Origin of the sequence: Photorhabdus viridis, assembly GCF_040256935.1 — a bacterium.
Taxonomy (GTDB): Bacteria; Pseudomonadota; Gammaproteobacteria; order Enterobacterales; family Enterobacteriaceae; genus Photorhabdus; species Photorhabdus viridis.
In genome coordinates this window covers 1-25,228 of the sequence record NZ_JBEJZY010000061.1, presented here as the reverse complement: position 1 = coordinate 25,228, position 25,228 = coordinate 1, and the positions used below count along the sequence as shown (strand labels likewise).

The 25,228-nt window shown below is 44.3% G+C and carries 29 protein-coding genes and 5 pseudogenes; 16 read left to right on the top strand and 18 right to left on the bottom strand.

The features are described from left to right. The coding region (locus ABR397_RS20375; protein WP_350307311.1) for an IS4/Tn5 family transposase DNA-binding protein at positions 1-227 on the bottom strand (227 nt) is incomplete at its 3' end. Between the two features lie 100 nt (positions 228-327). Next, positions 328-966: pseudogene (locus ABR397_RS20370) on the bottom strand (filamentous hemagglutinin N-terminal domain-containing protein); the annotation flags it as partial. 451 nt (positions 967-1,417) lie between these two features. On the opposite strand from ABR397_RS20370, the gene ABR397_RS25070 reads away from it, so the two are divergent. The 3 genes and pseudogenes from ABR397_RS25070 to ABR397_RS20360 all read left to right on the top strand — a co-directional run. Further along, complete coding sequence (locus ABR397_RS25070) at positions 1,418-1,678, top strand: hypothetical protein (RefSeq protein WP_407072892.1); 261 nt, start codon at positions 1,418-1,420, stop codon at positions 1,676-1,678. Beyond that, positions 1,624-2,080: pseudogene (locus tag ABR397_RS20365) on the top strand (transposase); the annotation flags it as partial. The gene ABR397_RS25070 and the pseudogene ABR397_RS20365, both read left to right, overlap by 55 nt. 149 nt (positions 2,081-2,229) lie before the next feature. After that, a pseudogene (locus ABR397_RS20360) lies at positions 2,230-2,629 on the top strand (RNA-guided endonuclease InsQ/TnpB family protein); the annotation flags it as partial. Positions 2,630-2,698: 69 nt separating this feature from the next. Here ABR397_RS20360 and yjgA read toward each other — a convergent pair. Next, positions 2,699-3,238 carry a ribosome biogenesis factor YjgA gene (gene yjgA / locus ABR397_RS20355; protein ID WP_350307310.1) on the bottom strand — a complete coding sequence of 180 codons (540 nt, stop codon included), beginning with the start codon at positions 3,236-3,238 and terminating at the stop codon, positions 2,699-2,701. Between the two features lie 201 nt (positions 3,239-3,439). On the opposite strand from yjgA, the gene pmbA reads away from it, so the two are divergent. From pmbA to ABR397_RS20325, 6 genes and pseudogenes are all read left to right on the top strand, one after another. Further along, a complete protein-coding gene (pmbA, locus tag ABR397_RS20350; protein WP_350307309.1) occupies positions 3,440-4,780 on the top strand; it encodes a metalloprotease PmbA in 1,341 nt (446 codons plus the stop codon). A gap of 336 nt (positions 4,781-5,116) precedes the next feature. Beyond that, on the top strand, positions 5,117-5,329 hold the full coding sequence (locus tag ABR397_RS20345; protein WP_350307308.1) for a regulator: 213 nt from the start codon (positions 5,117-5,119) through the stop codon (positions 5,327-5,329). A 55-nt stretch (positions 5,330-5,384) separates the two neighbouring features. Continuing rightward, a pseudogene (locus tag ABR397_RS20340) lies at positions 5,385-5,813 on the top strand (phage regulatory CII family protein); the annotation flags it as partial. Positions 5,814-5,845: 32 nt separating this feature from the next. Then, a pseudogene (locus tag ABR397_RS20335) lies at positions 5,846-7,072 on the top strand (hypothetical protein); the annotation flags it as partial. 119 nt (positions 7,073-7,191) lie between these two features. After that, complete coding sequence (locus ABR397_RS20330) at positions 7,192-7,365, top strand: type II toxin-antitoxin system HicA family toxin (protein ID WP_350305395.1); 174 nt, start codon at positions 7,192-7,194, stop codon at positions 7,363-7,365. Between the two features lie 53 nt (positions 7,366-7,418). Next, positions 7,419-7,829 (top strand): type II toxin-antitoxin system HicB family antitoxin, encoded by a 411-nt coding sequence (locus tag ABR397_RS20325; RefSeq protein WP_036808644.1) that lies wholly within the window; start codon positions 7,419-7,421, stop codon positions 7,827-7,829. Between the two features lie 348 nt (positions 7,830-8,177). Here the strand turns inward: ABR397_RS20325 and ABR397_RS20320 are convergent, their stop codons facing one another. The 14 genes from ABR397_RS20320 to ABR397_RS20255 form a co-directional block, all read right to left on the bottom strand. Continuing rightward, complete coding sequence (locus ABR397_RS20320; protein ID WP_350307307.1) at positions 8,178-8,447, bottom strand: helix-turn-helix domain-containing protein; 270 nt, start codon at positions 8,445-8,447, stop codon at positions 8,178-8,180. A 30-nt stretch (positions 8,448-8,477) separates the two neighbouring features. Then, the gene (locus tag ABR397_RS20315) at positions 8,478-8,603 is read right to left on the bottom strand and encodes a hypothetical protein (RefSeq protein WP_323837047.1); all 126 of its coding nucleotides are present in this window, start codon (positions 8,601-8,603) and stop codon (positions 8,478-8,480) included. A gap of 674 nt (positions 8,604-9,277) precedes the next feature. Beyond that, complete coding sequence (gene rnk, locus ABR397_RS20310; RefSeq protein WP_036842109.1) at positions 9,278-9,688, bottom strand: nucleoside diphosphate kinase regulator; 411 nt, start codon at positions 9,686-9,688, stop codon at positions 9,278-9,280. A gap of 185 nt (positions 9,689-9,873) precedes the next feature. Then, positions 9,874-10,146, bottom strand: coding sequence for a PTS phosphocarrier protein NPr (gene npr, locus ABR397_RS20305; protein ID WP_350307306.1), 273 nt, complete (start codon positions 10,144-10,146; stop codon positions 9,874-9,876). Further along, positions 10,146-10,997 (bottom strand): RNase adapter RapZ, encoded by an 852-nt coding sequence (gene rapZ / locus ABR397_RS20300; RefSeq protein ID WP_350307305.1) that lies wholly within the window; start codon positions 10,995-10,997, stop codon positions 10,146-10,148. The genes npr and rapZ overlap by 1 nt, the downstream gene beginning before the upstream one ends. Before the next feature lie 77 nt (positions 10,998-11,074). Further along, the gene (gene ptsN, locus ABR397_RS20295; protein WP_350307304.1) at positions 11,075-11,542 is read right to left on the bottom strand and encodes a PTS IIA-like nitrogen regulatory protein PtsN; all 468 of its coding nucleotides are present in this window, start codon (positions 11,540-11,542) and stop codon (positions 11,075-11,077) included. Positions 11,543-11,666: 124 nt separating this feature from the next. Next, on the bottom strand, positions 11,667-11,954 hold the full coding sequence (gene hpf, locus ABR397_RS20290; RefSeq protein ID WP_015835763.1) for a ribosome hibernation promoting factor: 288 nt from the start codon (positions 11,952-11,954) through the stop codon (positions 11,667-11,669). Positions 11,955-11,977: 23 nt separating this feature from the next. Further along, positions 11,978-13,417 (bottom strand): RNA polymerase factor sigma-54, encoded by a 1,440-nt coding sequence (rpoN, locus tag ABR397_RS20285; RefSeq protein ID WP_350307303.1) that lies wholly within the window; start codon positions 13,415-13,417, stop codon positions 11,978-11,980. A 27-nt stretch (positions 13,418-13,444) separates the two neighbouring features. Then, a complete protein-coding gene (lptB, locus tag ABR397_RS20280) occupies positions 13,445-14,170 on the bottom strand; it encodes an LPS export ABC transporter ATP-binding protein (RefSeq protein WP_350307302.1) in 726 nt (241 codons plus the stop codon). Positions 14,171-14,176: 6 nt separating this feature from the next. Next, entirely contained in the window at positions 14,177-14,710 is a 534-nt protein-coding gene (lptA, locus tag ABR397_RS20275) for a lipopolysaccharide ABC transporter substrate-binding protein LptA (RefSeq protein ID WP_350307301.1), read from the bottom strand. Further along, entirely contained in the window at positions 14,691-15,269 is a 579-nt protein-coding gene (lptC, locus tag ABR397_RS20270; protein ID WP_350307300.1) for an LPS export ABC transporter periplasmic protein LptC, read from the bottom strand. The genes lptA and lptC overlap by 20 nt, the downstream gene beginning before the upstream one ends. Positions 15,270-15,289: 20 nt before the next feature. Next, a complete protein-coding gene (gene kdsC / locus ABR397_RS20265; RefSeq protein ID WP_350307299.1) occupies positions 15,290-15,853 on the bottom strand; it encodes a 3-deoxy-manno-octulosonate-8-phosphatase KdsC in 564 nt (187 codons plus the stop codon). Between the two features lie 17 nt (positions 15,854-15,870). Next, positions 15,871-16,839: an arabinose-5-phosphate isomerase KdsD gene (gene kdsD, locus ABR397_RS20260; RefSeq protein ID WP_350307298.1), complete on the bottom strand. Its 969-nt coding sequence runs from the start codon at positions 16,837-16,839 to the stop codon at positions 15,871-15,873. A 23-nt stretch (positions 16,840-16,862) separates the two neighbouring features. Further along, positions 16,863-17,837 carry a calcium/sodium antiporter gene (locus ABR397_RS20255; protein ID WP_350307297.1) on the bottom strand — a complete coding sequence of 325 codons (975 nt, stop codon included), beginning with the start codon at positions 17,835-17,837 and terminating at the stop codon, positions 16,863-16,865. 228 nt (positions 17,838-18,065) lie between these two features. On the opposite strand from ABR397_RS20255, the gene mlaF reads away from it, so the two are divergent. The 7 genes from mlaF (at position 18,066) to murA (ending at position 22,831) form a co-directional block, all read left to right on the top strand. Further along, positions 18,066-18,869 (top strand): phospholipid ABC transporter ATP-binding protein MlaF, encoded by an 804-nt coding sequence (mlaF, locus tag ABR397_RS20250; protein WP_350307296.1) that lies wholly within the window; start codon positions 18,066-18,068, stop codon positions 18,867-18,869. A 10-nt stretch (positions 18,870-18,879) separates the two neighbouring features. Continuing rightward, entirely contained in the window at positions 18,880-19,662 is a 783-nt protein-coding gene (gene mlaE, locus ABR397_RS20245) for a lipid asymmetry maintenance ABC transporter permease subunit MlaE (RefSeq protein ID WP_350307312.1), read from the top strand. A 4-nt stretch (positions 19,663-19,666) separates the two neighbouring features. After that, positions 19,667-20,182: an outer membrane lipid asymmetry maintenance protein MlaD gene (mlaD, locus tag ABR397_RS20240; protein ID WP_350307295.1), complete on the top strand. Its 516-nt coding sequence runs from the start codon at positions 19,667-19,669 to the stop codon at positions 20,180-20,182. 22 nt (positions 20,183-20,204) lie between these two features. Then, on the top strand, positions 20,205-20,834 hold the full coding sequence (gene mlaC / locus ABR397_RS20235; RefSeq protein WP_350307294.1) for a phospholipid-binding protein MlaC: 630 nt from the start codon (positions 20,205-20,207) through the stop codon (positions 20,832-20,834). 1 nt (position 20,835) lies between these two features. Then, on the top strand, positions 20,836-21,129 hold the full coding sequence (gene mlaB / locus ABR397_RS20230) for a lipid asymmetry maintenance protein MlaB (RefSeq protein ID WP_350307293.1): 294 nt from the start codon (positions 20,836-20,838) through the stop codon (positions 21,127-21,129). Between the two features lie 142 nt (positions 21,130-21,271). Beyond that, positions 21,272-21,526, top strand: coding sequence for a BolA family iron metabolism protein IbaG (gene ibaG / locus ABR397_RS20225; protein WP_011148158.1), 255 nt, complete (start codon positions 21,272-21,274; stop codon positions 21,524-21,526). Between the two features lie 51 nt (positions 21,527-21,577). Then, on the top strand, positions 21,578-22,831 hold the full coding sequence (murA, locus tag ABR397_RS20220) for a UDP-N-acetylglucosamine 1-carboxyvinyltransferase (RefSeq protein ID WP_350307292.1): 1,254 nt from the start codon (positions 21,578-21,580) through the stop codon (positions 22,829-22,831). A 188-nt stretch (positions 22,832-23,019) separates the two neighbouring features. Here the strand turns inward: murA and degS are convergent, their stop codons facing one another. Next, complete coding sequence (gene degS / locus ABR397_RS20215) at positions 23,020-24,081, bottom strand: outer membrane-stress sensor serine endopeptidase DegS (RefSeq protein WP_350307291.1); 1,062 nt, start codon at positions 24,079-24,081, stop codon at positions 23,020-23,022. Positions 24,082-25,228 lie beyond the last annotated feature (1,147 nt).

Sequence of the window (25,228 nt, the reverse complement as noted above, 5' to 3'; positions counted from 1 at the left end):
GTAAATCCGGCTTCGGCGATGGCCTGAGGCGCAATGGCGGAATTTCGGGTCAGTCGGTAGGCCGCTTCAACATCGGCAGGAGAGTCAAGAGATTGCACGAGCGATTGTCCTCTATGGTTAGCCAACGAACAGGCCACTTTCACCAGGCGGTTGGTACGGCGTTTATCACCTAATTCCGCGTGTTGAAACGTGTCATTTGCCCATTGTTCGGCGCAGGTTGAAAACATAAAGATTACCTCAAGTCGTGTTTTTTATTGGGATCAATCTATGAGGTAAAAGTTCAATAACGAGGGGGCGGGTTAAAATATTTGTGTAGGAAAGACAGATCAGAGAGAGTGTGTTGGCCTGAATCTTGCCGTTTAATTCCGTCGCCCGGCTGAGGATATCGACATAATCCGTCGCCTTGCCATCCAAGCCTTTGCCGCCAATGGTAATCAGACCTTGTTTAACTTCCAACGCGTCCAGCGCACCCTGTTTGTCAAACTGGGGTTTCCCTGTGGTTAGGGTGGCGCCGGCAGTATTGATAAAACCACAACCATCACAGGTAATACCGTTGGGGTTGGCAATCATTACGTTGGCTTTATTGCCGACAATTTCCAACTGGCCTTGCAGCTCAGAGCGCCCGTTGCCGGTGACTTCATTGATAATCAGTTCCGCCGCGTTGCCTTTCAGATTAGGGTTGGCGTTAAGTTGCCCGGCCAGTCGTGATTGGGCTGCTTGAGTGGCGTTATTAAGCACGGCGCCCTGAGTGGCAACGTTAAATTCTTGATAGGTGTTGTGAGATATTCCCGCGTTATTCGGTGTGGCGATATTCACCACCGGGACATTACCCTGATGTTGTACCTGCGTTTGGTGATTATCCGGCGTTATTCCGGCAGCTATAGCCGGATGAAGGGGATAAACGGCGGTCAGGTAAATTAAAAGATAACTCGTGGCCCTGACCACCGGGGTGCTGCGTTGATCCATCGTACTTTCTCTTTTCTTAAGTTAATCTGGCTTCGGTGATAAAACGGTCATCTTTCCATAGAAAATATTGATAATTTGATAGTAACATAAGAAAACTATTCTAATGAGTGATTAATTGTCTGCCTGAATGAATAGTATGAAATGCGATCAATATCGAGTTGTTTAATCCTGATAATGGGGAATGCAATGTATTAAATGCCAGGAAGTGGCGATAAGGATGGAAATACTCTTTTTTACATCAACAAAAGTACTTTCCGTTTCTTAATGGTATTACATCCCCAATCCAGCCGGTGTGTGGCATTCTGCTTATGTATTTAGGGATGTTTTTAAATGGGTTGGTCAACAACCTGAGACGGATAAAATATCTGCCTCAGATTATTGACAAAGTGCTGGTTTTTTATCCGGCACTTTGTTTTAATTAAGTTCCGTTCACCAAACGGAGCTTGCCACTATGTTAAGAGCACCTCCTCCTCAGACTTTCCCGCCAGAAACGCTCTCGTTTGACGAGCTGGTGCCTAAAAATCATCTGGTCCGTAAAATCGATGCCGCTATTGATTTCGAATTCATCCGCGAATTAGTCGCGCCTTTGTATTGTCATAATAATGGCCGACCGACTATCGATCCCGTTATGTTGCTTAAGATGATGTTACTGAACTATTTACCTATGACAAATTGCAGGATTGTTATGTCTGCCCGCAGGGAGAAAAATTGATTTATACCACAACCGACCGTCAGGGATACCGGCATTATCAGGCCCCGGCGGCTATCTGCCAGTGTTGCCCATAGCGTGATGCCTGCACGCACGCGAAAGGCGGAAAAACGATAACCCGCCATCTGGGAGGCCAGTAAAGAGCAGGCCAGAGAAAACCGGCTAACGGAATGGGGTAAAAAGGTTTATAAACGACGAAAGTAGACAATAGAGCGCAGTTTTGCGGATGCGAAGCAACATCACGGACACCGTTATGCCCGTTTCCGCGGGTTGCAGAAAGTGCAAATCCAGTGTCTTTTGGCGGCAACTACCCAAAATATCAAGAAGATAGCCTTGCTGGTTGCGATGCTTTGTTGTTTTTATCTCTGGAGAGCGGGCCTGTCAATGCAAGAGAAGCGGAAATAACCCCCTGACAGGCGATTGAATCGGGTCAATGAGGAAAATGAGTTGTATTATGATTCATACCCGAACAGCCACGGGAAAATATTTCGCCGCTATCCTTTGTGTCGATGGTAAGGATGCGCCGGAAAAGCCGGGCGTTATCACCCGTGATAGCCCATGCCCGCGCCGATTTTCAACACAAACTCTCTCGGACAATGGTTGACGAAAACCAGGCGGTCATTGTTGAGACGCTGAAATCGGCAAACATGATGAAGAATCACCACATTCGCTATCGGGGATGCCGGCTGGAATGGCTTCATCATGAAACTGGAATACAAAGCCGCAGCGGCGGGCGTCCACTTGGTCAAACTGGATCAGTGGTTCGCCAGCTCGAAAACTTGCCATTGCTGTGGTCACAAAGTGCCGGAAATGCCGCTGCATAAGCGGATCTGGCAATGCCCTTTCTGTGGTGTCGAACATGACCGCGATATCAATGCGGCGATCAACATCCAGAGCAAGGGCACAACAGAATTACAAGCGGCGGGACTCGTCGTTTCTGCCCACGGAGGCTAGCGTAAATCCGTCATATCGACGGTTGCGGCCTGAGAAGTGGGAAGCCTTGCTGTTTACGGTGGGGAGCAGTCATGCTGATTCGGCCATATCTTTAAGATACTGGAAAATCTGACGATAAGATTTAGGTGGCTTATTAGCCGCCTTTTCTTTTTTAGCATTGCGGATCAGCGTGCGCAATTGCTGGCGATCGGTTTGTGGGAATAATTCTACCACTTCATCAATAACATCATCATTGCCATCAATCAATTTATCACGTAATTCCTCCAACTTATGGAACAGAACGATTTGCTGATTGTGACGATTTTTCAGTTTATCAATTGCAGTGGTAATGGGTTCAACATCCCGGGCACGCAACATTTTACCAATTAATTGTAACTGGCGACGGCGCCCTTCTCTTTTTATCTTCTGTGCAAGTTCAATGGCTGCCAGCAGGTCCTCATCCAACGGAATGCGTTCAAGCGCATTTTTGCTGAGATCAACCAATTCTGCACCCAGCTTTTTCAATGCCTCTGCATCACGTTTAATTTCGCTTTTACTGACCCAAATGATCTCTTCTTCTTCCTCTTCAGTAGGATAATCATTGAGCCAATCTTCAGGCTGCTTTGCCATGGTGGTTTTCCTTTTAAAAAGGCCGGATCTGACAGGTTGATTTTTGGAGCATGACCTGTAGCCCAGTGGGTGTTAACATCCTAATATTGGGTATTGTAACTGGGAAAAACGCCTGATTACCACTCGGCATTACTTTTGTGGATAAAATGGTTCTGTTTTTCTGACAGATTTTCCCTTTATTCATCAAATTACGGGTAATTAATGAAAATCACTGATCAAATCGCGGAACAACGCAAGCAACTGGAAAATGCAGTTTCACAGGCATTAGAATTGGCAACAGCGGGTTGTGATGCTGCAGAAGTTGCTGTTAATAAAACAACGGGTATTGGTGTCAGTACCCGCTTTGGTGAAATAGAAAATGTAGAATTTAATAGTGATGGTGCGCTAGGGATTACCGTATACCATCAGCAACGTAAAGGGAGTGCATCATCAACAGATTTAAGTCCGGATGCTATTGCCCGTACTGTTCAGGCTGCGATCGATATTGCCCGTTATACTTCTCAGGATCCCTGTGCCGGTCCGGCGGATAAAGAGTTACTGGCGTTTGATGCGCCGGATCTTGATTTGTTCCACCCAACAGAATTGGATACTGATAAAGCAATTGAACTGGCTGCCCGCGCGGAACAAACGGCATTACAGGTAGATAAACGTATTACCAATACTGAGGGCGGTAGTTTTAACAGCCATTATGGTATCCGGGTGTTTGGCAACAGTCACGGTATGTTGCAAAGCTATTGCTCTAGCCGTCATTCGATGTCGAGTTGTGTGATTGCTGAATTTAATGGCGATATGGAACGGGATTATGCGTATACCATTAGTCGTCGTATTGAAGATTTAAAATCGCCGGAGTGGGTTGGGCATGAGTGTGCCCGCCGTGTGTTATCCCGTTTATCTCCACGTAAATTACCGACTATGAGAGCGCCTGTGCTGTTTGCTGCGGAAGTTGCAACGGGTCTTTTCGGTCATTTGGTTGGTGCTATTAGTGGTAGCAGTATTTACCGTAAATCTTCTTTCCTGCTTGATCATCTGGGTAAACAAATACTGCCATCATGGCTGACGATTGAAGAGCGTCCACATTTGCTGGCAGGGCTGGCATCTTCTCCGTTTGATAGCGAAGGTGTGTGCACCAGTAACAGGGATATTATTAAAGATGGCGTATTACAGACCTGGCTTCTGACAAATTATTCTGCCCGTAAATTGGGAATGGTAAGTACAGGCCATGCTGGTGGGATCCATAACTGGTGCATTGCAGGACAAGGTGAGGATTTTGCTGGTTTACTGCGTCAGATGGGAACGGGATTAGTGGTTACTGAATTGATGGGACAGGGAGTCAGTGCAGTAACCGGTGACTATTCTCGTGGTGCGGCCGGTTTCTGGGTAGAAAATGGTGAGATTCAGTATCCTGTCAGCGAGATTACTATTGCGGGTAATCTGAAAGATATGTGGGCCAATATGGTCACTATTGGGAATGATATTGAAACTCGCAGTAATATCCAATGTGGTTCAGTATTACTGCCGGAAATGAGTATCGCTGGTCAATAAGAGATACTCAGATTCGGTTACAGTGGCCAGCCCTGTTGAAATGGGCTGGCTGAATTAACGGTGGAGCTCACCGGCAGCTTCTGGTTGGTAAAGTAATTCTAATCCTGTGAATACCATAAGAAAATCAATTAAATACATATTTATCAATGAATTATGAAACGGCAAGTGCTGATGAACGCTGAGGTTTTAAGTTCTCTGCCGCCACCTTGCCGCCGCCTTTGGTTAAATCTATTTGTAGATTCAAGCTAAAAACCCTCTTGATTTTTGTCCTTAAGTGAATATAGACGAATATAAACGAATATTAATAAGACTAAAGCTAAAAGAGGATTTTGCCCCATGAGATCTATCTTTACAATCACTGTCACTGAACCATTCCTTCCAATTGAAGAATATTGCCGCCGTCATGCCATGTCTATATCGACTGCCCGAGACATGATTAGAGATGGTCGCTTACCCGTTCGTGAAAAATCCATTGATAAAAAACGCGGTAAAGTTCTTATCAATATGATGGCTCTGGCAGTTGAAGCATTAAACGCAACTAGTGTCTAAATTTTACTTAACACTCAATACGAGTAAAGAATTTCGCTTTTGGAGAAAAACAGCAATGTTTGATTATCAAGTTTCCAAACAAGCACACTTTGATCATGCTTGCCAAGCATTCGCTAACACTCATAGGGGCAATTTAGCTCAGATTGCGGAAGCTATCGGAATAAACCCGCAAATGCTGCGTAACAAGCTAAATTCTGAACAGCCTCACATACTGACTTGTGTTGACTTAATGAAGTTAACCGATGCAACGCAAGACGCATCTATTTTGGATGGATTACTGGAGCAATTGCAATGCAAACCATCAGTGCCGGTAAATGAGATTTGTGATTCCAACATGTCGAATTATTTGTTAGGTGCAACGGCAGAAGTGGGGAAGCTGGCAAGTGCTGTTGTTTTGGGAGGCCATTTCAACCATACCCGTGTGGCCGAGTTTAAGAGGACGGTTAATAATACGATTAGATTATTAACTTTAGCGGGTATTACCATTTCATCAAGATTGCATTCTAATGCCTGCGTCTTGGGCAGGTTTTTTCGATTGAGGATTATCTCTGGCATCAGTTGCCGGATGGTTCGGTTTATGTGGGCAGAGGGGCGCATTCGATGTTTGCGGGGAAACCGGTCGATATTCCGAATGCATTTAGCCAGCGTCAGTCCGCGGGCAATGCGATGACTATTCCCATGATCCCATCGTTGCGCCCAGGCGTGGTGATCAACCAGCACCGGTTGAACAAGGTCAATCTGAACAATGAAAACATGGTCATTACATGGGAAGCCGTCAACAAACTGACCGGTCAGTCGCAGACCAAAACACCAATGCAGCGTCAGATTGATGCCGCCTACCCCGAATTATCGGCAGGGCTGCATTTACCCAAATTTGCCCGCATTGAGGCACACCCTGAAAATACGGTCAGCGGCGATATCTCCGATCCATTCCGGCCACGCTATGCGGTTGATGTACAATTATTGGCTGATGATGGTCAGGATGCCGCGGTTCCTGTTTATCATGCTGTCCCGCTGCCTTTGCCGATGGCGGGCAGTGAATCCGGTATGTTTCAATATCCGCCAGTCGGAACGGTGGTTGAAATCGCCTTTGAGGCAGGCAGGCCGGATAAGCCCTTTATCCGTCAGACATTAAGCCAGGGCAATACCTTGCCCGATATCAAGCCAGGCGAACAATTGCAGCAACAGCGGGCGGAAGTTTCGCAGAGGGTAACTCAGGAAGGGAACTGGATTCGTCAGACTGACCAGACCATTAATGAATCGTCCATGCACCGTGAAGTCAGGGCAGACACGGAAACACGTAACGTAGTCGCACGGGAAACCACGATACAGGCCACGGATAAAATCACGGTTTTGGGCACGTCTACGCTATTGGCGGGTGCCGTCCAGCAAATTACAGACGGTGACTATAGTATGGCGACCTCATCAAATTTCGTTGCCAGTATAGGGAAAGAGGCCAATATTGAAGTCGGGCAAAAGCTGATAGAGAAGATTGGTCTGCTTAAGCAGAGCATCGCCGGTGCCAGGCAAGAAATCATCGCGCCCGTGGTTTGGGTGGGCAGCCAGCAAATCAATGTCATGACCTTGATGTTAGAGACGTTGGATGTGGTTAAAGCACTGGCGGAACAGACTGCTGCCCATACGCACCACAACACAGGTGCGCCGGAGAACGCCAGCGCGATAAGGAACACGGGCTATAAATCGGATGGGCTGAAACAGAAGTATTCTCCTGTGATTGGCTAGATTGATTGGCCTCTCTTCGGTAAGGTTTATTTTTACCTTTTCTATGTGGTAAACAAAATTGTTGACATGGTAAGCATAAATGTTTACTGTGTTTGTGTGTTCAACAGAATGGAGGAGTGGTGAAGCAAAGCGAGTTTAGACGGTGGCTGGAAGCTCAAGGCGTCGAAGTTTCAAATGGGACAAACCATCTGAAACTGAGATACCAGGGGAAACGAAGCATTATGCCGAGACACCCTGGCCAAGAGATCAAAGAGCCGCTGAGGAAAGCAATCATTAAGCAATTAGGATTGTGATAAAAACCCGCCTCGCAAGGGGCGGGTTCTCGCACAGGTTCATCATTAAAAATATGCGATATCCAGTCACACTAGAGCCAGTAGAAGAGGGCGGTTATTTCGTCTCATTCCCGGATATCCCCGAAGCTTTAACCCAGGGGGATACACGGGAAGAGGCGCTGGAGATGGCACTCGATGCGCTAATAACCGCTTTTGAATTTTACTTCGAAGATAATGAAAAAATCCCGCTTCCTGGCCCCGTAGGGCAGGATTATGTTGATGTGCCCTTAAGCGTGGCCTCTAAGGTGCTTATGCTCAATGCGTTTCTTGATTCCAAGTTAACGCAAATTGAATTAGCCAACCGTATGGGGGTGAAAAAGCAGGAAGTGACCCGTATCTTTGATTTACGGCACTCAACTAAAATTGATACGGTGGGTAAGGTCGCATCGGCTATCGGACATCAGTTAACTTTGTCCATTGAATGAAAATCACCATTAATTAACAGGCTGCGTTAATACGTGGCCTTTTTTATATCCTGATAAACTGCGACCAGATGCATACAGCACTGTTATCAATCAAACCAATACGTACCAGGTCAATAATGTGGTATCAATCAGCGCTACGGGTTTGTGTTTTGATAGTCTGAAACACATTATTGATTAATTATCTCGCCCGCAAAATATGCGGGCTGTTTTACATCTTCATAGGGCTATGAATACAATTCTGATATTAAAAGAATGGGCAATAAGTGTAATAAAAAACTGATAATTCAGCGTGTTATATTAGATGAGTGGTTTAAAAGTTGTCGTTACTTTTTCGGATATAGAAATAACTTATGTGATATCGGAATTGTTTGGTAAATCATTTCGGACGGTTCGTTTGATAGGCTGCTTATTTTCGTCAAAATACCGACTGGGCCATATTTCAGCAGGGGTGACACCAATTTCCTGAGCAATCAGTAATTCCCCTTTAGGCCAGGGGCGCGTTAAAGCATTTGCTAATGTTGAAGAGTTTAAACCGTGCTCTCTGGATAATGATGCCAGCGTTTTATTCTTCTTACGTATCGCAGCGATAATATCGGCGGTATGCCAGTCTTTTTTCATATTCCTGCTTCCCTCTTTGGTGGTGGCGGTTCAAACAGGGTTCGCAGTACCGGAGAGTAACCATTCCGGCGAGGCATAGCCTCCCCTGCCTGAACCACCATAGAAGCGATAGCAGGCACACTGGTAAGAAAACAACCTTACCAGTGGGTTACTCATTCAAGGCTGCGACCCCCTGACCATCGGATTTTGCCGATGGCAGTGCTACTTTAACCGATTGTATTATCTGACTTAAGAATCAAATAAACACCTTGGTGACGGTTTGTCTTGCTGCGCTTATGACGAAATAAATGAACTTATGGCGAAAACGGCACTACACCGCACCCGCCTGCACGCTTTGGATCAAAAAATTTTTTCAGTTTTAAAATCCTACAAGGCAAACTGCCAAACCGCGCCAATACTGGTGGAGTGGGAGAAAGGATCATGACCAGAAGCCGAACTGATCTTTAAGAATTCAAGTAGGACGCGGCCTTACTGAACACATAGAGCTGAAATTAGTTGTTAAGGAATGAAACCTAATAAAACTGAGTGAATAGGATAGTTATCTGGATTTGTACCACTTGTAGCAGAAAGTATTATCCAACCTCCTTGAAAATATTGATTTACTGATTCATCTATATCAGAGCCAATGAATATTTAAGTGTCTCTTATTTCTTTAAGAATTGACAGATTGTTATTATTTTCGAACATTATAATTACCTCATAATGTATAGTGGTTAGTTGAAAAGTAATTGAAGATATAAAATTCCTGTCGCCATTTTGTCGCCATTTGGTTATCAAAGACAAAAAACCACTTGTGCGATAGTGGTTTTTTGTATTGATTTAATAGGGTTTTATCTGTGATATTCACCGGCAGCTTCTGGTTGGTAAAGTAATTCTAATACTTTGACCCGGGTTTCTTCGCCGTTTGGCAATTTCCAACTGATTTCGTCGCCAATACGAAGGCCCAATAATGCCGCTCCCAGAGGAGCCATAACAGAAAGCTGGTCTGAACTGTCTTGTAGTGACGCAGGGTAAACCAGAGTGCGCACTCGCTCTTCACTGCTTGTCAGATCAAGGAAACGAACCCGGCTATTCATAGTCACAACATCGGATGGAATTTCTGCTGGAGGTACAATCTCTGCACGATCCAGCTCCTCATTCAAAGCGTCAGCGATACTAGTATCTGCAAACGCTGGCTGTTCCAACAGGGAATCTAAACGTTCTGCGTCTAATTCGTTGATGATAATTGCTGGTTTAGTCATACCACACTCCAAATGGAATCCAACACAAAATAACACCCCGCACCGTGAGGAGGGGGGTGTTATTTAAAATGATTAACCTGATAGTAGGCTGTTCTTACTGGAAAAGAAAGAGATCATGATCACGAACTGTTTTGTGCTGCTAATGAAAGCAGTTAAGAACATGATAAGCCGAGGAGTGGGTGGTGTTATTCTTCGTCAAATCCTGCATCAAATAGATTAATGATAGCGGCAAGAGCCTGCTCTTCATCTGGACCACTGGCTTCAACTTCAATATAGCTGCCTTTTTCTGAATCCAGCATCAGCATGGCAATCACGCTGCTGGCTTCAGCTTCAACATGGCTATCATTGCGCAAGACAACATGAGACTCAAAGAGCTGTACCAGATCATACAGCTTCATTGCTGGCCGGGCGTGCATTCCCAGCCGGTTTTTGATTTCAAGTTTCTGTTTGACAGTCATTATTTCCGCTTTTCGAGAGTACGGTGGCGTGACTGTACGTTTTTGCCACGGGAGCGGAAATAGTCAGCCAGCTGCTCTGCCACATAAACAGAACGGTGTTTACCGCCGGTGCAGCCAATCGCCACGGTCAGATAACTGCGGTTATTGGTTTCAAGCATGGGCAGCCAAAGTTCAAGATAACTGCGGGTCTGATAGATGAAGTTATGCACTTCCGTATGACGGTCGAGAAAAGCGGCTACGGGACGATCAAGACCGGTCATTGGCCGTAGCTTTGGATCCCAGTGTGGGTTTGGCAGGAAACGTACATCAAAAACATAGTCGGCATCAATTGGAATGCCATGTTTGAAGCCGAAGGATTCAAACACCATGGTCAGCTCACGTTCCCGTTTGCCCAGCAGACGGGTCCTCAGCATCTCTGCCAATTCATGGACTGACATTTCGGAAGTGTCAATAATCAGATCTGCCCTTGAACGAAGTGGCTCCAGCAGATCGCTTTCTTGATCAATCGCGCTTTCCAGAGAAAGGTTTTTGCTTGATAGTGGATGGAGACGGCGGGTATCGCTGTAACGGCGGATTAGCGTATTACGGTCAGCATCAAGAAACAGTAATTGCGGTGAGAAACTGGTTGGTAGTTTAGTCAGGGCTTCTTCGAAAACTTCGGGGGATTCCGGCATGTTTCTTACATCAATACTGACAGCAGCGGAAATATCGCGGTCAGCCAGCGTATTGGCTAATTCCGGCAGCAACACTACCGGCAAGTTGTCTACACAATAAAAACCCATATCTTCCAGTGCGCGCAAGGCAACGGATTTACCCGAACCGGAACGGCCACTGACTATCATCAGCACCATGAGGCGACTCCCCTTAATTTCTCAGTGGTTATTATTATGAGCCACTGTTATCTGTTGCTCTCCATTCATTGCAACAGCTATTCAGTGATAATTGCGTAAAGTTCTTCATCACTTTGTGCCGATCTTAAACGGCGACAGAGATTTTTGTCTGCAAGGCGTTTAGCAATTAATGACAATGTGTGTAAGTGTGTCTGGCATTGATCGTTTGGAACCAGTAAAGCAAACAGCAAATCGACTGGCTGATTATCAATGGCATCGAAAGCAATAGGGTGTTCCAGATTGAGGAAAACGCCAACAGCTTGATCTGAGCTTTCTTCATCCAGTTTACCGTGAGGGATAGCAATACCACTGCCAATTCCAGTAGTGCCTACTTTTTCTCTGGTCAATATTGCTTCGAATACGATATTCTCGGGTAGTTTAAGCCGTTTAGATGCCAGCTCACTGATAATCTCTAAAGCCCGTTTTTTGCTCGAACAATGTACGTTATTACGCGTACATTCGAGGGAAAGTACAGAGCTTAGTAGTAAATCTGCTTGGTTATTCATTTTTCTATTCGCTTAGGTGCTTAATTGATACCGGATGCCATAGATTAGCTGTGGCATCCGGTATTTGTGCACTGTTTTACAGCAAAACTCCGCTGTTTTTACTACAGCTATTGTTAAATAACTGTTAATGTTGTCTCAGTTTATCTTTATGTTTGGTTAATTGACGAGCCAGTTTATCGACCAGTCCATCAATTGCTGCATACATATCTTCATGTTCTGAGGATGCGTGCAACTCGCCTCCGTTAATATGTACCGTGGCTTCGGCGATTTGTTGTACCTTTTCCACACGGAGGATTACCTGAGTCAGGTTGATCCTGTCGAAATATTGATCCAGCTTGCTGCATTTTGCAGTGATAATGTCGCGTAATGCATCAGTAATTTCAATATTGTGGCCGGTTATTTTGAGTTGCATATTGTCTTCCTTCTCTGTTCATTTCAAACCAGACGTTTACGTTGGTTTGATGGCGGAATGGATAACGACTCTCGATATTTTGCGACAGTCCGTCGGGCAACCATAATGCCTTGATCGGCTAGCATACTCGTCAGTTTGCTGTCACTTAATGGTTTGGCGGAGTTCTCCGCTGCTACCAGTTTTTTCACCAAAGCCCGTATTGCAGTTGAAGAGGCTTCGCCTCCACTTTCTGTATTAACATGGCTGGAGAAAAAATACTTCAATTCAAAAATGCCACGTGGGCTGTGCAGGAATTTTTGGGTAGTCACCCTGGAAATGGTAGATTCATGCATATCGACCTGGAAGGCAATATCTGCCAAAACCATGGGCTTCATATATTCTTCGCCATGCTCAAAAAATTCCTGTTGCTGTTCTACAATGCAGCGTGTAACTTTCAGCAGAGTGTCATTTCGGCTTTCCAGGCTTTTGATAAGCCATTTAGCTTCCTGTAGGTTATTGCGGATAAACTGGCTGTCACTTTCATTGTGTGTATGTTGCCCAAACTCCGCATAATGCTGATTAATGTGTAAACGCGGAATACTATCTGTATTCAATTCTACTTGCCAGTGTTCACTCTCTTTTCGAACCAGCACATCAGGGATGACATACTCTGATTCACCTGTGTTTACCGCCAAGCCAGGCCTTGGCTCAAGTGACTGAATTAAATCAATCACTTCTTTCAGTGTATCTTCTTTCAAGCGACTTAAACGGATTAAATTGCGGAAATCCCGATTACCCAGTAGCTCCAGATGTTCGCAGACGATCAGTTTCGCCTCTTTCAGATAAGGTGTTTCTGGTGGAAACATTGATAGCTGGATCAGTAGACAATCTTTCAGGTCACGGGCAGCGACACCGATAGGATCAAAATGTTGTACCTGTTTGAGCACGGTTTCCACTTCTGTCAGAGTCAGTTGATCGTCGCCAATGCTAGCAAGGATATCCTCCAGTGGTACAGTAAGGTAGCCTGTATCATCTACAGCATCAATGATTGATGTAGCAATTGCTGCATCTGTTTCCGTGAAAGGGGTCAGCCCTGCCTGCCACATCAAATAGTCTTGCAGGGTTTGGGCTGTTTCACCTTGGTAAAGAGGCAGGTCGTCATCACTATAGTCATTACGTGTACCGGAAGGTGTACCAGCTGTATAAATTTCATCCCAGCTGGCATCCAGTGGCAACTCATCTGGCATATCCTTTTGTTGCAGGGCATCAAGCGTATCCATAACGTCAGTTTCGTTGTCGGGAGATTCCTGATTACTGATTTCTTGATGATCTTCATCCTGCTCAAGCAAAGGGTTCATTTCTAACGCTTGCTGTATTTCCTGTTGAAGTTCAAGCGTAGAAAGTTGCAACAAACGAATGGCTTGTTGGAGCTGTGGTGTCATAGCCAGTTGCTGACTGAGCCTGAGTTGCAAACTTTGCTTCATAGCGTTAAATTAATTCTCCTGGCTGAATTAGAGCCGGAAACCTTCGCCTAAATAAACGCGCTTCACCTGTTCATTATTGAGGATATCATTCGGTGTGCCGTGAGCAATCAGCTGCCCTTGGCTGACAATATAAGCACGCTCACAGACATCCAATGTTTCACGGACGTTATGGTCTGTGATCAGGACGCCTAGCCCGTAATCTCTCAAATGCTGAATAATTTTTTTGATATCGATTACTGAGATTGGATCTACGCCGGCGAAAGGTTCATCCAGCAAAATAAATTTAGGATTGGCTGCCAGCGCGCGGGCAATCTCTACGCGGCGACGCTCACCACCGGAAAGTGATTGACCCAAATTGTCCCGTAGGTGGCTGATATGGAATTCCTCCATCAGCTCTTCGGCCCGTTCTTTCCGTTGTTTCTGAGTCAGATCCTGACGGATCTCCAATACGGCCATCAGATTGTCGAATACGCTCAGACGGCGGAAAATAGAAGCTTCCTGAGGCAAGTAGCCAATACCACGGCGCGCCCGTTCGTGAAGTGGCAGCAGGCTGATATCTTCGCCATCAATGGTAATTGTCCCGGTATCCCGTGAAACAATGCCTACGACCATATAAAAAGTCGTGGTTTTCCCTGCGCCGTTAGGACCAAGCAGGCCAACAATTTCACCGGAGTTCACGTTTAAGCTGACATTTTCAACGACTTTACGGCCTTTGTAAGCTTTTGCCAGGTTTTCTGCGTTTAGTATTGCCATATCTCGTTATTTACTCTTGTTGTTAACCGCAGGGCTTTCTTCTTGTAACTGAGAAGGTAACAAAACAGTTGTCACTCGTTTACCTTTGTCACTGAACGCTTCCATTTGCTGGGTTGGGACTAGGTAAGTGATACGGTCGCCTTTTATATTGCTGTCTAACTGTTCCAGATAGGCGTTGCCAGTCAGTGTAACCAGCTCCTTATCCATTTCGTAACGCATTTTGGCGCCGCGGCCTTTGATTGGTTTACCGCTGTCCTGTAACTGATAGAAAGTGACCGGATTACCAAATGCCTCAACAACCATTTTTTTAGAATCGCCATCCGGGCGGGTCACAACAACTTTGTCAGCGTGGATATCAATAGAGCCCTGTTTAACGATCACGTTTTCTGTAAATGTGGCAGTGTTCCCGGTCATGTCAAGGGATTGTTTAACGGAATCAATAGAAATTGGCTTCTGGGTGTCATCTTTCAGTGCCAGAGCGGGAAGGCTGACTGTAAAAATGGCACTAGCAATAAGAGCATTACGGATTCTGTTGTTCATGTTGGATTTCATAGTAGGTGTTAACCTTTTCAATCAGTTCAGCGGTTTTGTTCCGCAGATTGCCACGCATTTTCATTCCGACGGACTTCAATCCTACGCCAATCAGTGTGACCTGATCGTCGGATGAAACATCCTGAGTTACCAGATTGACGATAGCATTTTCTGTGGTCATACGCTGTAATTGTGTCGTATCAGTCAGGCTGTCAACCTGCACATCTCCGTAAAGATAGAGCATTCTGTCGTTGGTCAGTTTGGCTTTGTTCGCACGAACTGTCCATGTAGCAATGGCATTTGAGTCATATGTTGTTAATACCGGCTTGGTAAACCAAGTAAGTTTTGACTCAGTATAATTCTGGACGTCATCAGCGACCAGTTTGTATGTCAGCTTACCCGTAGGATCATAAACAAAGGTTATGGTTTCCTGGCTTTGGTATGTTGGCAGACTATTATCTGTATCAGAAGATGAGTTAGTCTCATCTGAATCAGATAAGTTCCAACCAATTAACGCCAGGGTGATTAACGTCAGTATTATAGCCAGCCAGGATTTGATTTTATCCATTCTCGTTTCGCTTCAACCTACTATATTGATAATCCTTTGGCCTCTTCCAGTTTATTCTGAGCGAAAAGCACCAAATCACAAAGTTCTCTTACCGCACCGCGACCCCCAGCAATCTGGGTGACATAATGTGCTTTTGGTAATAGCAGTGGATGCGCGTCTGCCACAGCGACAGATAAGCCCACTTGTTCCATGACCGGCCAGTCAATCAGATCATCACCGATGTAAGCAACCTGTTCTGGTGTTAGCTCCAGTTTATCTAACAGTTCTCTATACGCCAAAACCTTATCGCTTTGTCCTTGGTAAAGATGTGTAATGCCCAGTGTGTTTGCTCGATCTTCCAGCAATTTTGCCCGACGGCCGGTAATAATAGCGACTTCGATTCCTGAAGTGATCAGGCAACGAATCCCGTAGCCATCACGAACGTTAAACGTTTTCAATTCTTCGCCGTTATTGCCCATATATATCAGGCCGTCAGACATCACGCCATCAACGTCGCAAATCAGCAGACGGATTCTACCGGCTTTTTCAATAATGTCTTTATTAACTGGACCATAACAGGTATCCAGATAAATTAATTGGCTCATTAAGACGTTCTCTCAGGTTAAACTACGCCAGCTTGTAGCAGGTCATGCATATGTAATACACCAAGTAATTTATTTTCCTCGGTAACCAGTAAGGAAGTGATATGGCGTGACTGCATTAAGTTCAATGCATCAACGGCAAGGGCATTTGGTTTGATACGAATACCGCCAGCTGTCATAACAGCTGAAATTTTGACATTGTACAAATCAATTCCCATATCAAACACCCGCCGCAAGTCACCATCGGTAAAAATACCGTCAATATACATATTTTCATCGCAAACGACGGTCATACCCAGTTTTTGGCGGGTGATTTCGACGAGAGCTTCACGTAAAGAGGCATCGCGATTCACTCTTGGGATATCATCACCTGTATTCATTAAATCACTGACCAGCAGCAGAAGTTTGCGCCCAAGTGTGCCGCCTGGATGTGATAGTGCGAAGTCTTCAGCGGTAAAACCACGCGCTTGAAGCAATGCAACCGCTAAAGCATCACCCATAACCAATGTCGCCGTAGTGCTGGTTGTTGGCGCTAAACCTAACGGACAGGCTTCCTGTGGGACTTTGATACACAAGTGAATGTCTGCGGCTTTTCCCATACTACTGTTGTAATTGTTGGTCATGCAGATAAGCGGAATTTTTTGGCGTTTCAATGCGGGGATCAATGACAGAATTTCATTGGATTCACCTGAGTTTGAGATGGCCAAAATGATATCTTTAGGTGTAACCATACCGAGATCGCCGTGGCTGGCTTCTCCCGGATGAACAAAAAAGGAGGGGGTACCCGTACTGGCGAAAGTTGCAGCAATTTTACACCCGATGTGGCCGGATTTGCCCATCCCCATGACAATAACCTTACCTTCACAGTTGAACATCAGTTCACAGGTGCGGGCAAAATCTTCATTAATATATTGTTCAAGTTCTGCCAACCCATCACGTTCTATCTGTAAAACTTTCTTACCCGCTTGTTGGAAATCAATTTTAGGCATTTCTTTTTCCTACTAATTTGTGTTTATTCAATATTGTAATTGCAAATAAACAGCACGATAAAATAAGCGATAAAGCAGCTTAATAACAGGACACCTTTAAATCGGTTTAACCGGTGTTTACGACCCAGACAAAATGCAGCAAATATTGTGCTGGCTACCATCATCACCCAAAAATCACGGTGGAAAGATTCCGGGGAAATGGTTGCTGGCGAGAGTAATGCGGGAAGACCCAAAACAATTGATATATTGAATATATTTGAACCTATAATATTTCCGAATGCAATATCATCTTCCCCTTTGAACGCGGCTGCAATAGACGTCGCTAATTCTGGCAGACTGGTGCCGACTGCAAGCACAGTAAGACCGATAACTAATTCACTAATACCATAAATGCGGGCAATAACCGTTGCATTATCAATAACCATGCGGGTTGCCATAGGTAAAATAATCAACCCTAAGAGTATCCAAAGCAGGGCAATGCGTTTATTGCCTTCCAGCGGCAATTCAGAAACCTGCTCTTGTGTGTAAATATCAGCTTCGGCACAGCGTGGCAGAGTAGCCATTTTTATCATCAGTAATATATACGCAATGGCAGAAGCCAGTAATACTAACCCGTCCATCCGGCTGAGATAGTTATCACTCATCAAATAACCACAGAAAGCGGTGATCAGCAGCATTAAAGGCAGTTCCTGTCGCAGCATTTCTGATTTTACTTCCAGTGGGCGAATAAATGCAGCAGCGCCGGTTATCAGCAGCAGATTGGTAATGTTGGAGCCAATAACATTACCAACAGCCATATCAGGTTGGTTATCCAGCATGGCGGTAACTGAAACCATTAATTCGGGCAGAGACGTTCCGATGCCAACAATGGTAGTACCAATAATAAAGGGAGGCAGTCCCAGAGTACGGGCAAAAATTGCAGCACCATATACTAATCTATCGGAACCATATACCAGTAAAATCAACCCGGTAATTAAGAGTAAAAAGGTCAGAAGCATGGAGCGTCCCTTGTAAGGTATATTCCGAATTTAATATTAACGTTGGTTGATTTTTTAAACAAAAATTGTTTGTTTAGTTAGATGGGGTATATTCTGACGGCGGAGGATGGAAAAGTAAAATTTGTCACAACTTTGGTAGCGAAAATTCTCAAGTTTTTTTGTAGTATATGCGATTAATATATGAACCAAATAGAAAGCCAATTTATTAACCGTTAAGGTCTATCAATAATGAGTCAACAAACAGCAAATCTCATCGAGATCCGTGGCATGTATTTTACCCGTGGTAACCGTCCGATTTTTGCTGATATTAATCTGGCGGTGCCCAAAGGAAAAATCACCGCAATTATGGGGCCTTCTGGGATAGGGAAAACAACACTATTACGGTTGATTGGCGGTCAGTTGCGCCCTGAACGGGGAGAGATCTGGTTTGATGGCGATAATATTCCTGCTTTATCCCGTTCTCGTTTATATGCTGCTCGTAAGAAGATGAGCATGTTGTTTCAGTCCGGGGCATTATTCACTGATCTGAATGTTTTTGAGAACGTTGCTTTTCCGCTGCGTGAACATACAAATCTGCCTGAAGAAATTATACAGACGACTGTAATGATGAAATTGGAGGCTGTTGGGTTACGTGGCGCCGCGAATTTGATGCCTTCTGAACTTTCCGGTGGTATGGCAAGGCGTGCTGCTCTGGCTCGCGCCATTGCACTTGATCCTGATCTGATTATGTTTGATGAGCCTTTTGTTGGTCAGGACCCGATCACGATGGGGGTTTTGGTGAAACTCATTGATGAACTGAATAAGGCGCTTGGTGTGACCTGTGTGGTTGTTTCCCACGATGTGCCGGAAGTTCTGAGCATTGCAGATTATGCTTATATTATGGCTGAACAACAGATTATTGCAGAGGGTACCGCTCAACAGTTGCAGTCTAATTCTGATCAGCGGGTACGGCAATTTCTCGATGGCATTGCTGATGGGCCGGTACCTTTCCGTTTCCCGGCAGGGGATTATAAAACTGAGTTATTAGGATAGTGGAATGTTGATGTTAACACAGGCGCTAGCGGCACTTGGCAGGCGGGCCATTGAGGTATTCGCCTCTTTTGGCCGTGCAGGTTTTATGCTGTTTAGCGCGGTAATTGGCAAGCCAGAACCTGCCAGACAATGGCCATTACTCCGACAACAGCTTTACAGCGTAGGTGTTCGGTCATTGTTGATTATCATGGTTTCAGGATTATTTATTGGCATGGTGCTCGGCTTACAGGGGTATCTGATACTGACAACATACAGCGCGGAAGCCAGTCTTGGCATGATGGTGGCGCTGTCTCTGTTGCGTGAATTGGGGCCGGTTGTCACTGCATTGTTGTTTGCCGGCCGTGCAGGGTCAGCGTTAACCGCCGAAATAGGTTTGATGAAAGCCACGGAACAGATTTCCAGTCTGGAAATGATGGCGGTAGATCCATTACGGCGTGTGATAGCACCCCGTTTCTGGGCCGGGCTTATCAGTATGCCGTTATTATCCTTGATTTTTGTGGCTGTAGGCATTTGGGGTGGCGCAGTGGTTGGAGTGGATTGGAAAGGGATCGACAGTGGTTTCTTCTGGTCTGCAATGCAGTCTGCTATAGAGTGGCAGAAAGATTTACTTAACTGTTTTATTAAAAGCGTTGTTTTCGCCATTACCGTGACCTGGATTGCTTTATTTAATGGTTATGATGCGATCCCCACCTCAGCAGGGATCAGCCGGGCAACAACCAGAACGGTGGTTCATGCGTCGTTAGCCGTTTTAGGTTTGGATTTTGTGCTGACAGCACTCATGTTTGGGAATTAAGTCAATGCAAAGCAAGAAAATTGAAGTTTGGGTTGGGTTTTTTGTTTTGATTGCACTGGCTGCAATCGTCTTTTTATGCCTGAAAGTGGCAGATATTAAATCGGTCGGTAACCAACCGACTTACCGTTTATACGCAACTTTTGACAATATCGGCGGTCTTAAAGTGCGCTCACCGGTAAAAATTGGTGGTGTGGTGATTGGTCGTGTTGCAACTATCTCTCTTGATGAAAAAACTTATACACCGCAGGCGGCGCTGGATATCATGAAGCAATATGACCGTATCCCTGATACCAGTTCTCTTTCCATCCGCACTTCGGGTCTATTGGGTGAACAATATATTGCCCTGAATATGGGGTTTGAAGATCCAGATATGGGAACCCGTATCCTGAAAGAGGGGGACCGCGTGCAGGATACCAAATCAGCGCTGGTACTTGAGGATCTGATTGGTCAGTTCTTGTATAAGGGAGGGGATAGCTCTCAGAGTGGAGCAAAACATACTCCAGCACCAACCCGCAATTGAATATCATTAAGAGGAACCAATTATGTTGAAGAGATTATTAATGGCGGCGCTGTTGGTGGTTGCGCCATTAGCTAGCGCAGTTGATCAGACGAACCCTTACCAATTGATGCAGGATGCGGCAGAAAAGACGTTTACTCGTTTGAAGAATAGTCAGTCACAGATTCGTCAAAATCCAGATTATTTGCGCCAGGTGGTGAAAGAAGAATTACTACCCTATGTACATATTAAATATGCTGGGGCATTAGTTCTGGGGAGCTATTATAAAGATTCGACGCCGGCGCAACGCGAGGCTTATTTTACTGCATTTGAAGCTTACCTTGAGCAGGTTTATGGGCAGGCTCTGGCAATGTATCAGGATCAAACTTATCGGATTGATCCTGAAAAACCATTGGGAGACAACAATATCGTTGCGATTCGTGTCACTATCATTGATTCGAATGGTCGCCCGCCAGTTCGCCTTGATTTTCAGTGGCGTAAAAACAGCAAAACGGGTCATTGGCAGGCATACGATATGATTGCTGAAGGCGTCAGTATGATTACAACTAAACAGAGTGAATGGGCTTCTATCTTACGCCAGCAAGGTATTGATGGTTTGACTAAGCAACTTGAAATCAGTGCCCGGCAGCCCATTACGCTGGAAGAGAAAAGGTAACATGAATGAGAGTCTGAGCTGGGAAAAAACAGGGCAAACATTGATCCTCAAAGGTATTTTGGATCGTGACACTTTGCTGCCTCTCTGGCAGCAAAAAGAAAAATTACTGGCCGGTATCAACGGCGTCAATGTGTCACAGCTTGAGCATGTGGATTCTACCGGGTTGGCTCTTTTAATCCGTTTTAAACATCATATGCGAAAGGAAGGGGTTAAACTGCTCTTTTCCGGCGTCAGTGAACGGCTTGGCACCTTGATTACGCTTTACGATCTGCAAGAAATTATCATTGATAGCTAGCCGGAAACCTCCGTAATTATCTGTATAATCAGCGCCCTTGTAAGCAAAAATGTTACAAGGGCGTTTTCATTGTTTAAGAGTAAGTCGGATTCTATTAGGATAGACGACGGTCTATTATTTCTAACTACAGAATTGAGCAATTATGGATACCAATGAGATTAAACAAGTGCTGATGGATAAATTAGCACTGGATGAAGTCATCGTTAACGGAGATGGCAGCCATTTCCAGGTTATTGTGGTTGGTGAAATGTTTGCCGGCATGAGCCGGGTAAAACAGCAGCAAGCCGTTTATGCGCCTTTGATGGAATACATTGCTGACAATCGTATTCATGCCCTGTCAATCAAAGCCTATACACCGGATGATTGGAAACGGGATCGTAAGCTCAACGGTTTTTAATGTTGTTTGCCTCGCCGCGAACAGCAAATTATATAAAGAGAGTTATCACAGATGGATAAATTTCGTGTGAAGGGACCAACTCGTCTGTCGGGTGAGGTTTCTATTTCCGGGGCAAAAAATGCTGCACTGCCAATCCTGTTCGCCGCGTTGTTGGCTGAAGAGCCTGTTGAATTGCAAAATGTGCCAGAACTGAAAGATATTGATACCACTATCAAGTTATTGAATTGCCTTGGGACCAAAATTGAGCGTAATGGTTCTGTCTTTGTGGATGCCGGCAGTGTGAGTCAATATTGCGCGCCTTACGATCTGGTAAAAACGATGCGTGCCTCTATTTGGGCGTTAGGTCCGCTGGTTGCGCGTTTTGGTCAGGGGCAAGTTTCTTTACCTGGTGGTTGTGCTATCGGCGCACGCCCGGTTGATCTGCATATCAGTGGCTTGGAACAGTTAGGGGCTGACATTGTTCTGGAAGAGGGCTACGTTAAAGCTTCCGTTAATGGACGTCTGAAAGGAGCTTGCATTGTGATGGATAAAGTCAGTGTCGGGGCGACAGTCACGATTATGACTGCGGCAACACTGGCTGAAGGGACGACGGTTATTGAGAATGCGGCACGCGAACCTGAAATTGAAGATACCGCCAATTTTCTCAATACGCTGGGTGCAAAAATTACAGGTGCAGGTACTGACCATATCATCATTGAAGGCGTAGAGCGTCTTGGTGGTGGTGTATACCGGGTATTACCCGATCGTATTGAGACAGGTACATTCCTGATTGCGGCTGCGATATCCGGTGGTAAGGTTGTTTGCCGTCATGCTCAACCTGATACACTGGATGCAGTATTGGCTAAACTGCGTGAGGCGGGTGCTGATATTAAAATTGGTAAAGACTGGATAAGCCTTGATATGCACGGCAAACGGCCCAAAGCTGTGACATTACGTACGGCTCCACATCCCGGTTTCCCGACAGATATGCAAGCCCAGTTCAGCTTACTGAATTTGGTTGCTGAAGGGGTTGGTATGATCACCGAAACTATTTTCGAAAACCGTTTCATGCATATCCCTGAATTAATTCGTATGGGAGCTCATGCAGAAATTGAAAGTAATACAGTGCTTTGTCATGGCGTCAAAAAGTTGTCTGGCGCTCAGGTAATGGCGACTGATTTACGTGCATCTGCGAGTCTGGTTCTGGCGGGTTGTGTTGCGGAAGGGGTGACTGTTGTTGACCGTATCTATCATATTGACCGTGGTTATGAACATATCGAAGATAAACTGCGCGGGCTTGGTGCGGATATTGAACGATTGAAATAAGTGGAAAAGTGATTTTGTTTCTTTATTTGGAAACAGGAAGCGATGTAGTTTAAAAAAACTAGGTTGATGATGGGTGGAGAAGTAAGGTGTATCCTCAGGGTGCATGGCTCAAGCCGATAAAAAATATTTATGTGCTATTACGATCTACCCATCATGACGACTTTGATTAAAAAATTTTTACTGGGCAATTAATATTCATCAAATTCTGCAATCGTCACTTGCAGTGACAGCATTTTCCCATTACGCAATAAAGTCACAGGAACAACGCTGCCGGGGCGTATTTCAGCCACTTGATCCATTGTTTCAGCCGCAGAAATAGCAGGCTTGTTATTTACACTGATAATGATATCACCGACCTTAATACCGGCTGTTTGGGCGGGTCCATTTGAGGTAACTTGGAATACCCGTAGCCCCTGAATCTGATTAATATTGCCGTTATAAGAGCGAATATGTGGGAGTTCTTGTGACGCTATGCCGATAAAGCCCCGGATAACCCGTCCGTCACGAATAAGTTTCTGCATAATCTTTGTGGCGAGTTCAGTAGGAATAGCAAAACCCAATCCTTCTGGTGTTTCACCGTTTTCACTTTTATCAAATGATAATGTATTGATTCCTACCAATTCACCAAGGGTATTAATTAACGCACCACCAGAGTTACCTTGATTAATGGAAGCATCTGTCTGGAGAAAATTTTGGCGTCGGGTAGGGCTTAATCCAACGCGACCGGTAGCACTAATAATCCCTTGGGTAATAGTTTGCCCTAAATTGTAAGGGTTACCAATAGCCAGAACGATATCCCCCACATGGGCCACTCTATTTGGATTGATAGTAATGACAGGCAGATTCTCGGCATCAATTTTCAGGACTGCAAGATCCGTTAAACTGTCAGAGCCGATGACCAGGGCTTCATAAAAATAACCATTTTGCAGTGCGACAATAATTTGTCCTGCATTGTTGATGACGTGTTTATTAGTGAGAATAAAACCCTTATCACTCATGATGACGCCGGAACCGAGGGTATGGTTTTCTCTGCCCTCATGAGAAAAACTCCCCATGTTGCTGCTATAGACGTTAACCACTGCGGGTGCGGCCTTGCGGACACCGTGATTAAAGCTGAATGGAACTTCATCATTATTGTTGCTGAACATTGCAGATACCAGCCCGTTAGGGCGCAGTGATGGAATGGTAATCAGCAAAATGACAGCGACAAGTAATCCCAAAAAAGCAGAACGCAGTAACTTGGCAAACATGGGTATTATTCAGTGTGAGTTAATGAATAACTGTAGGATAACATACGAGATTAACAAACACAGCATTACGCTGTATCTCAGATTGCTGACTTTAGTGCTGCGACTATCATTGCTGAGTTTTAAGTAAGGTAAGATTAGATACGCTTTATTTGAGAAATGATAAAACAGCAGTTGAGAAAAGCCATTGTTTTGTCTGTCAGCGTGGTTTTAAAATCTGAAAAAAATGGCAAGCGCATCATGAAAAAAACAGGTGAAAACTTTAATCATTAAAGGTAAAAATAATTGATTAGGGATTTTTAAATTGGGTAAAAATCTGATGTTATATTGACATTGGAAGAGAAAACATTAGGAAGAATTGGTTTTAAATTTATTAATAAGGTGATAAAGTTAAATGAAAATATGAGATTATATGGAAATATTTAACTACATTAACTGAACAGGGCGGGATTCTATTCATTTTATTGTTCAAAACACCGCTTTAAATAAAAGCTTTTTAGCTTGTTTTTAATAAAATGGCTATTTTAGTGAATATGATTTTGAAAAGGTTTTGGTTGTCAAAATAAAATCATTTATTTATTAAAATAGGATCTTAATATGATTTTAATTTAACGCCATCCACTTATATCTGTTTAAATCGAACGGTAAATTAATTTAATAACGATTTATTGTATCAACAATAGTGAAAATTATCGACGATTAATCAGTAAGAACGGTTATAATGATTAAATGGATATTTAAGCGTTAAATCACATTAACGGTATAAAAAGAAGAATGACTTTTATACCATAGAAAGGTAATGTGATTGGGTTGGATAAAATAGTATAAAACAAGTTTAAATGGGTGTGTTTAATGTGTTGCATGATAAATGCAACATAATAACGCCGGAAATAATCTAGTTCGTATTCAGTTAAATCATTTATTTGCGGATTCTGTTATTCATGTTTTTCACAATCGATTATTTAACTGTCTGATAGAAAAGTTTATTTCCAGTTGAAAACATTATTAAAGTCTGTTCGTTTTTTAAAATATATTGTCTTATTAAGCTATTAAGCTATTAAGCTATTAAGCTATTAAGCTATTAAGCTATTAAGCTATTAAGCTATTAAGCTATTAAGCTATTAAGCTATTAAGCTATTAAGCTATTAAG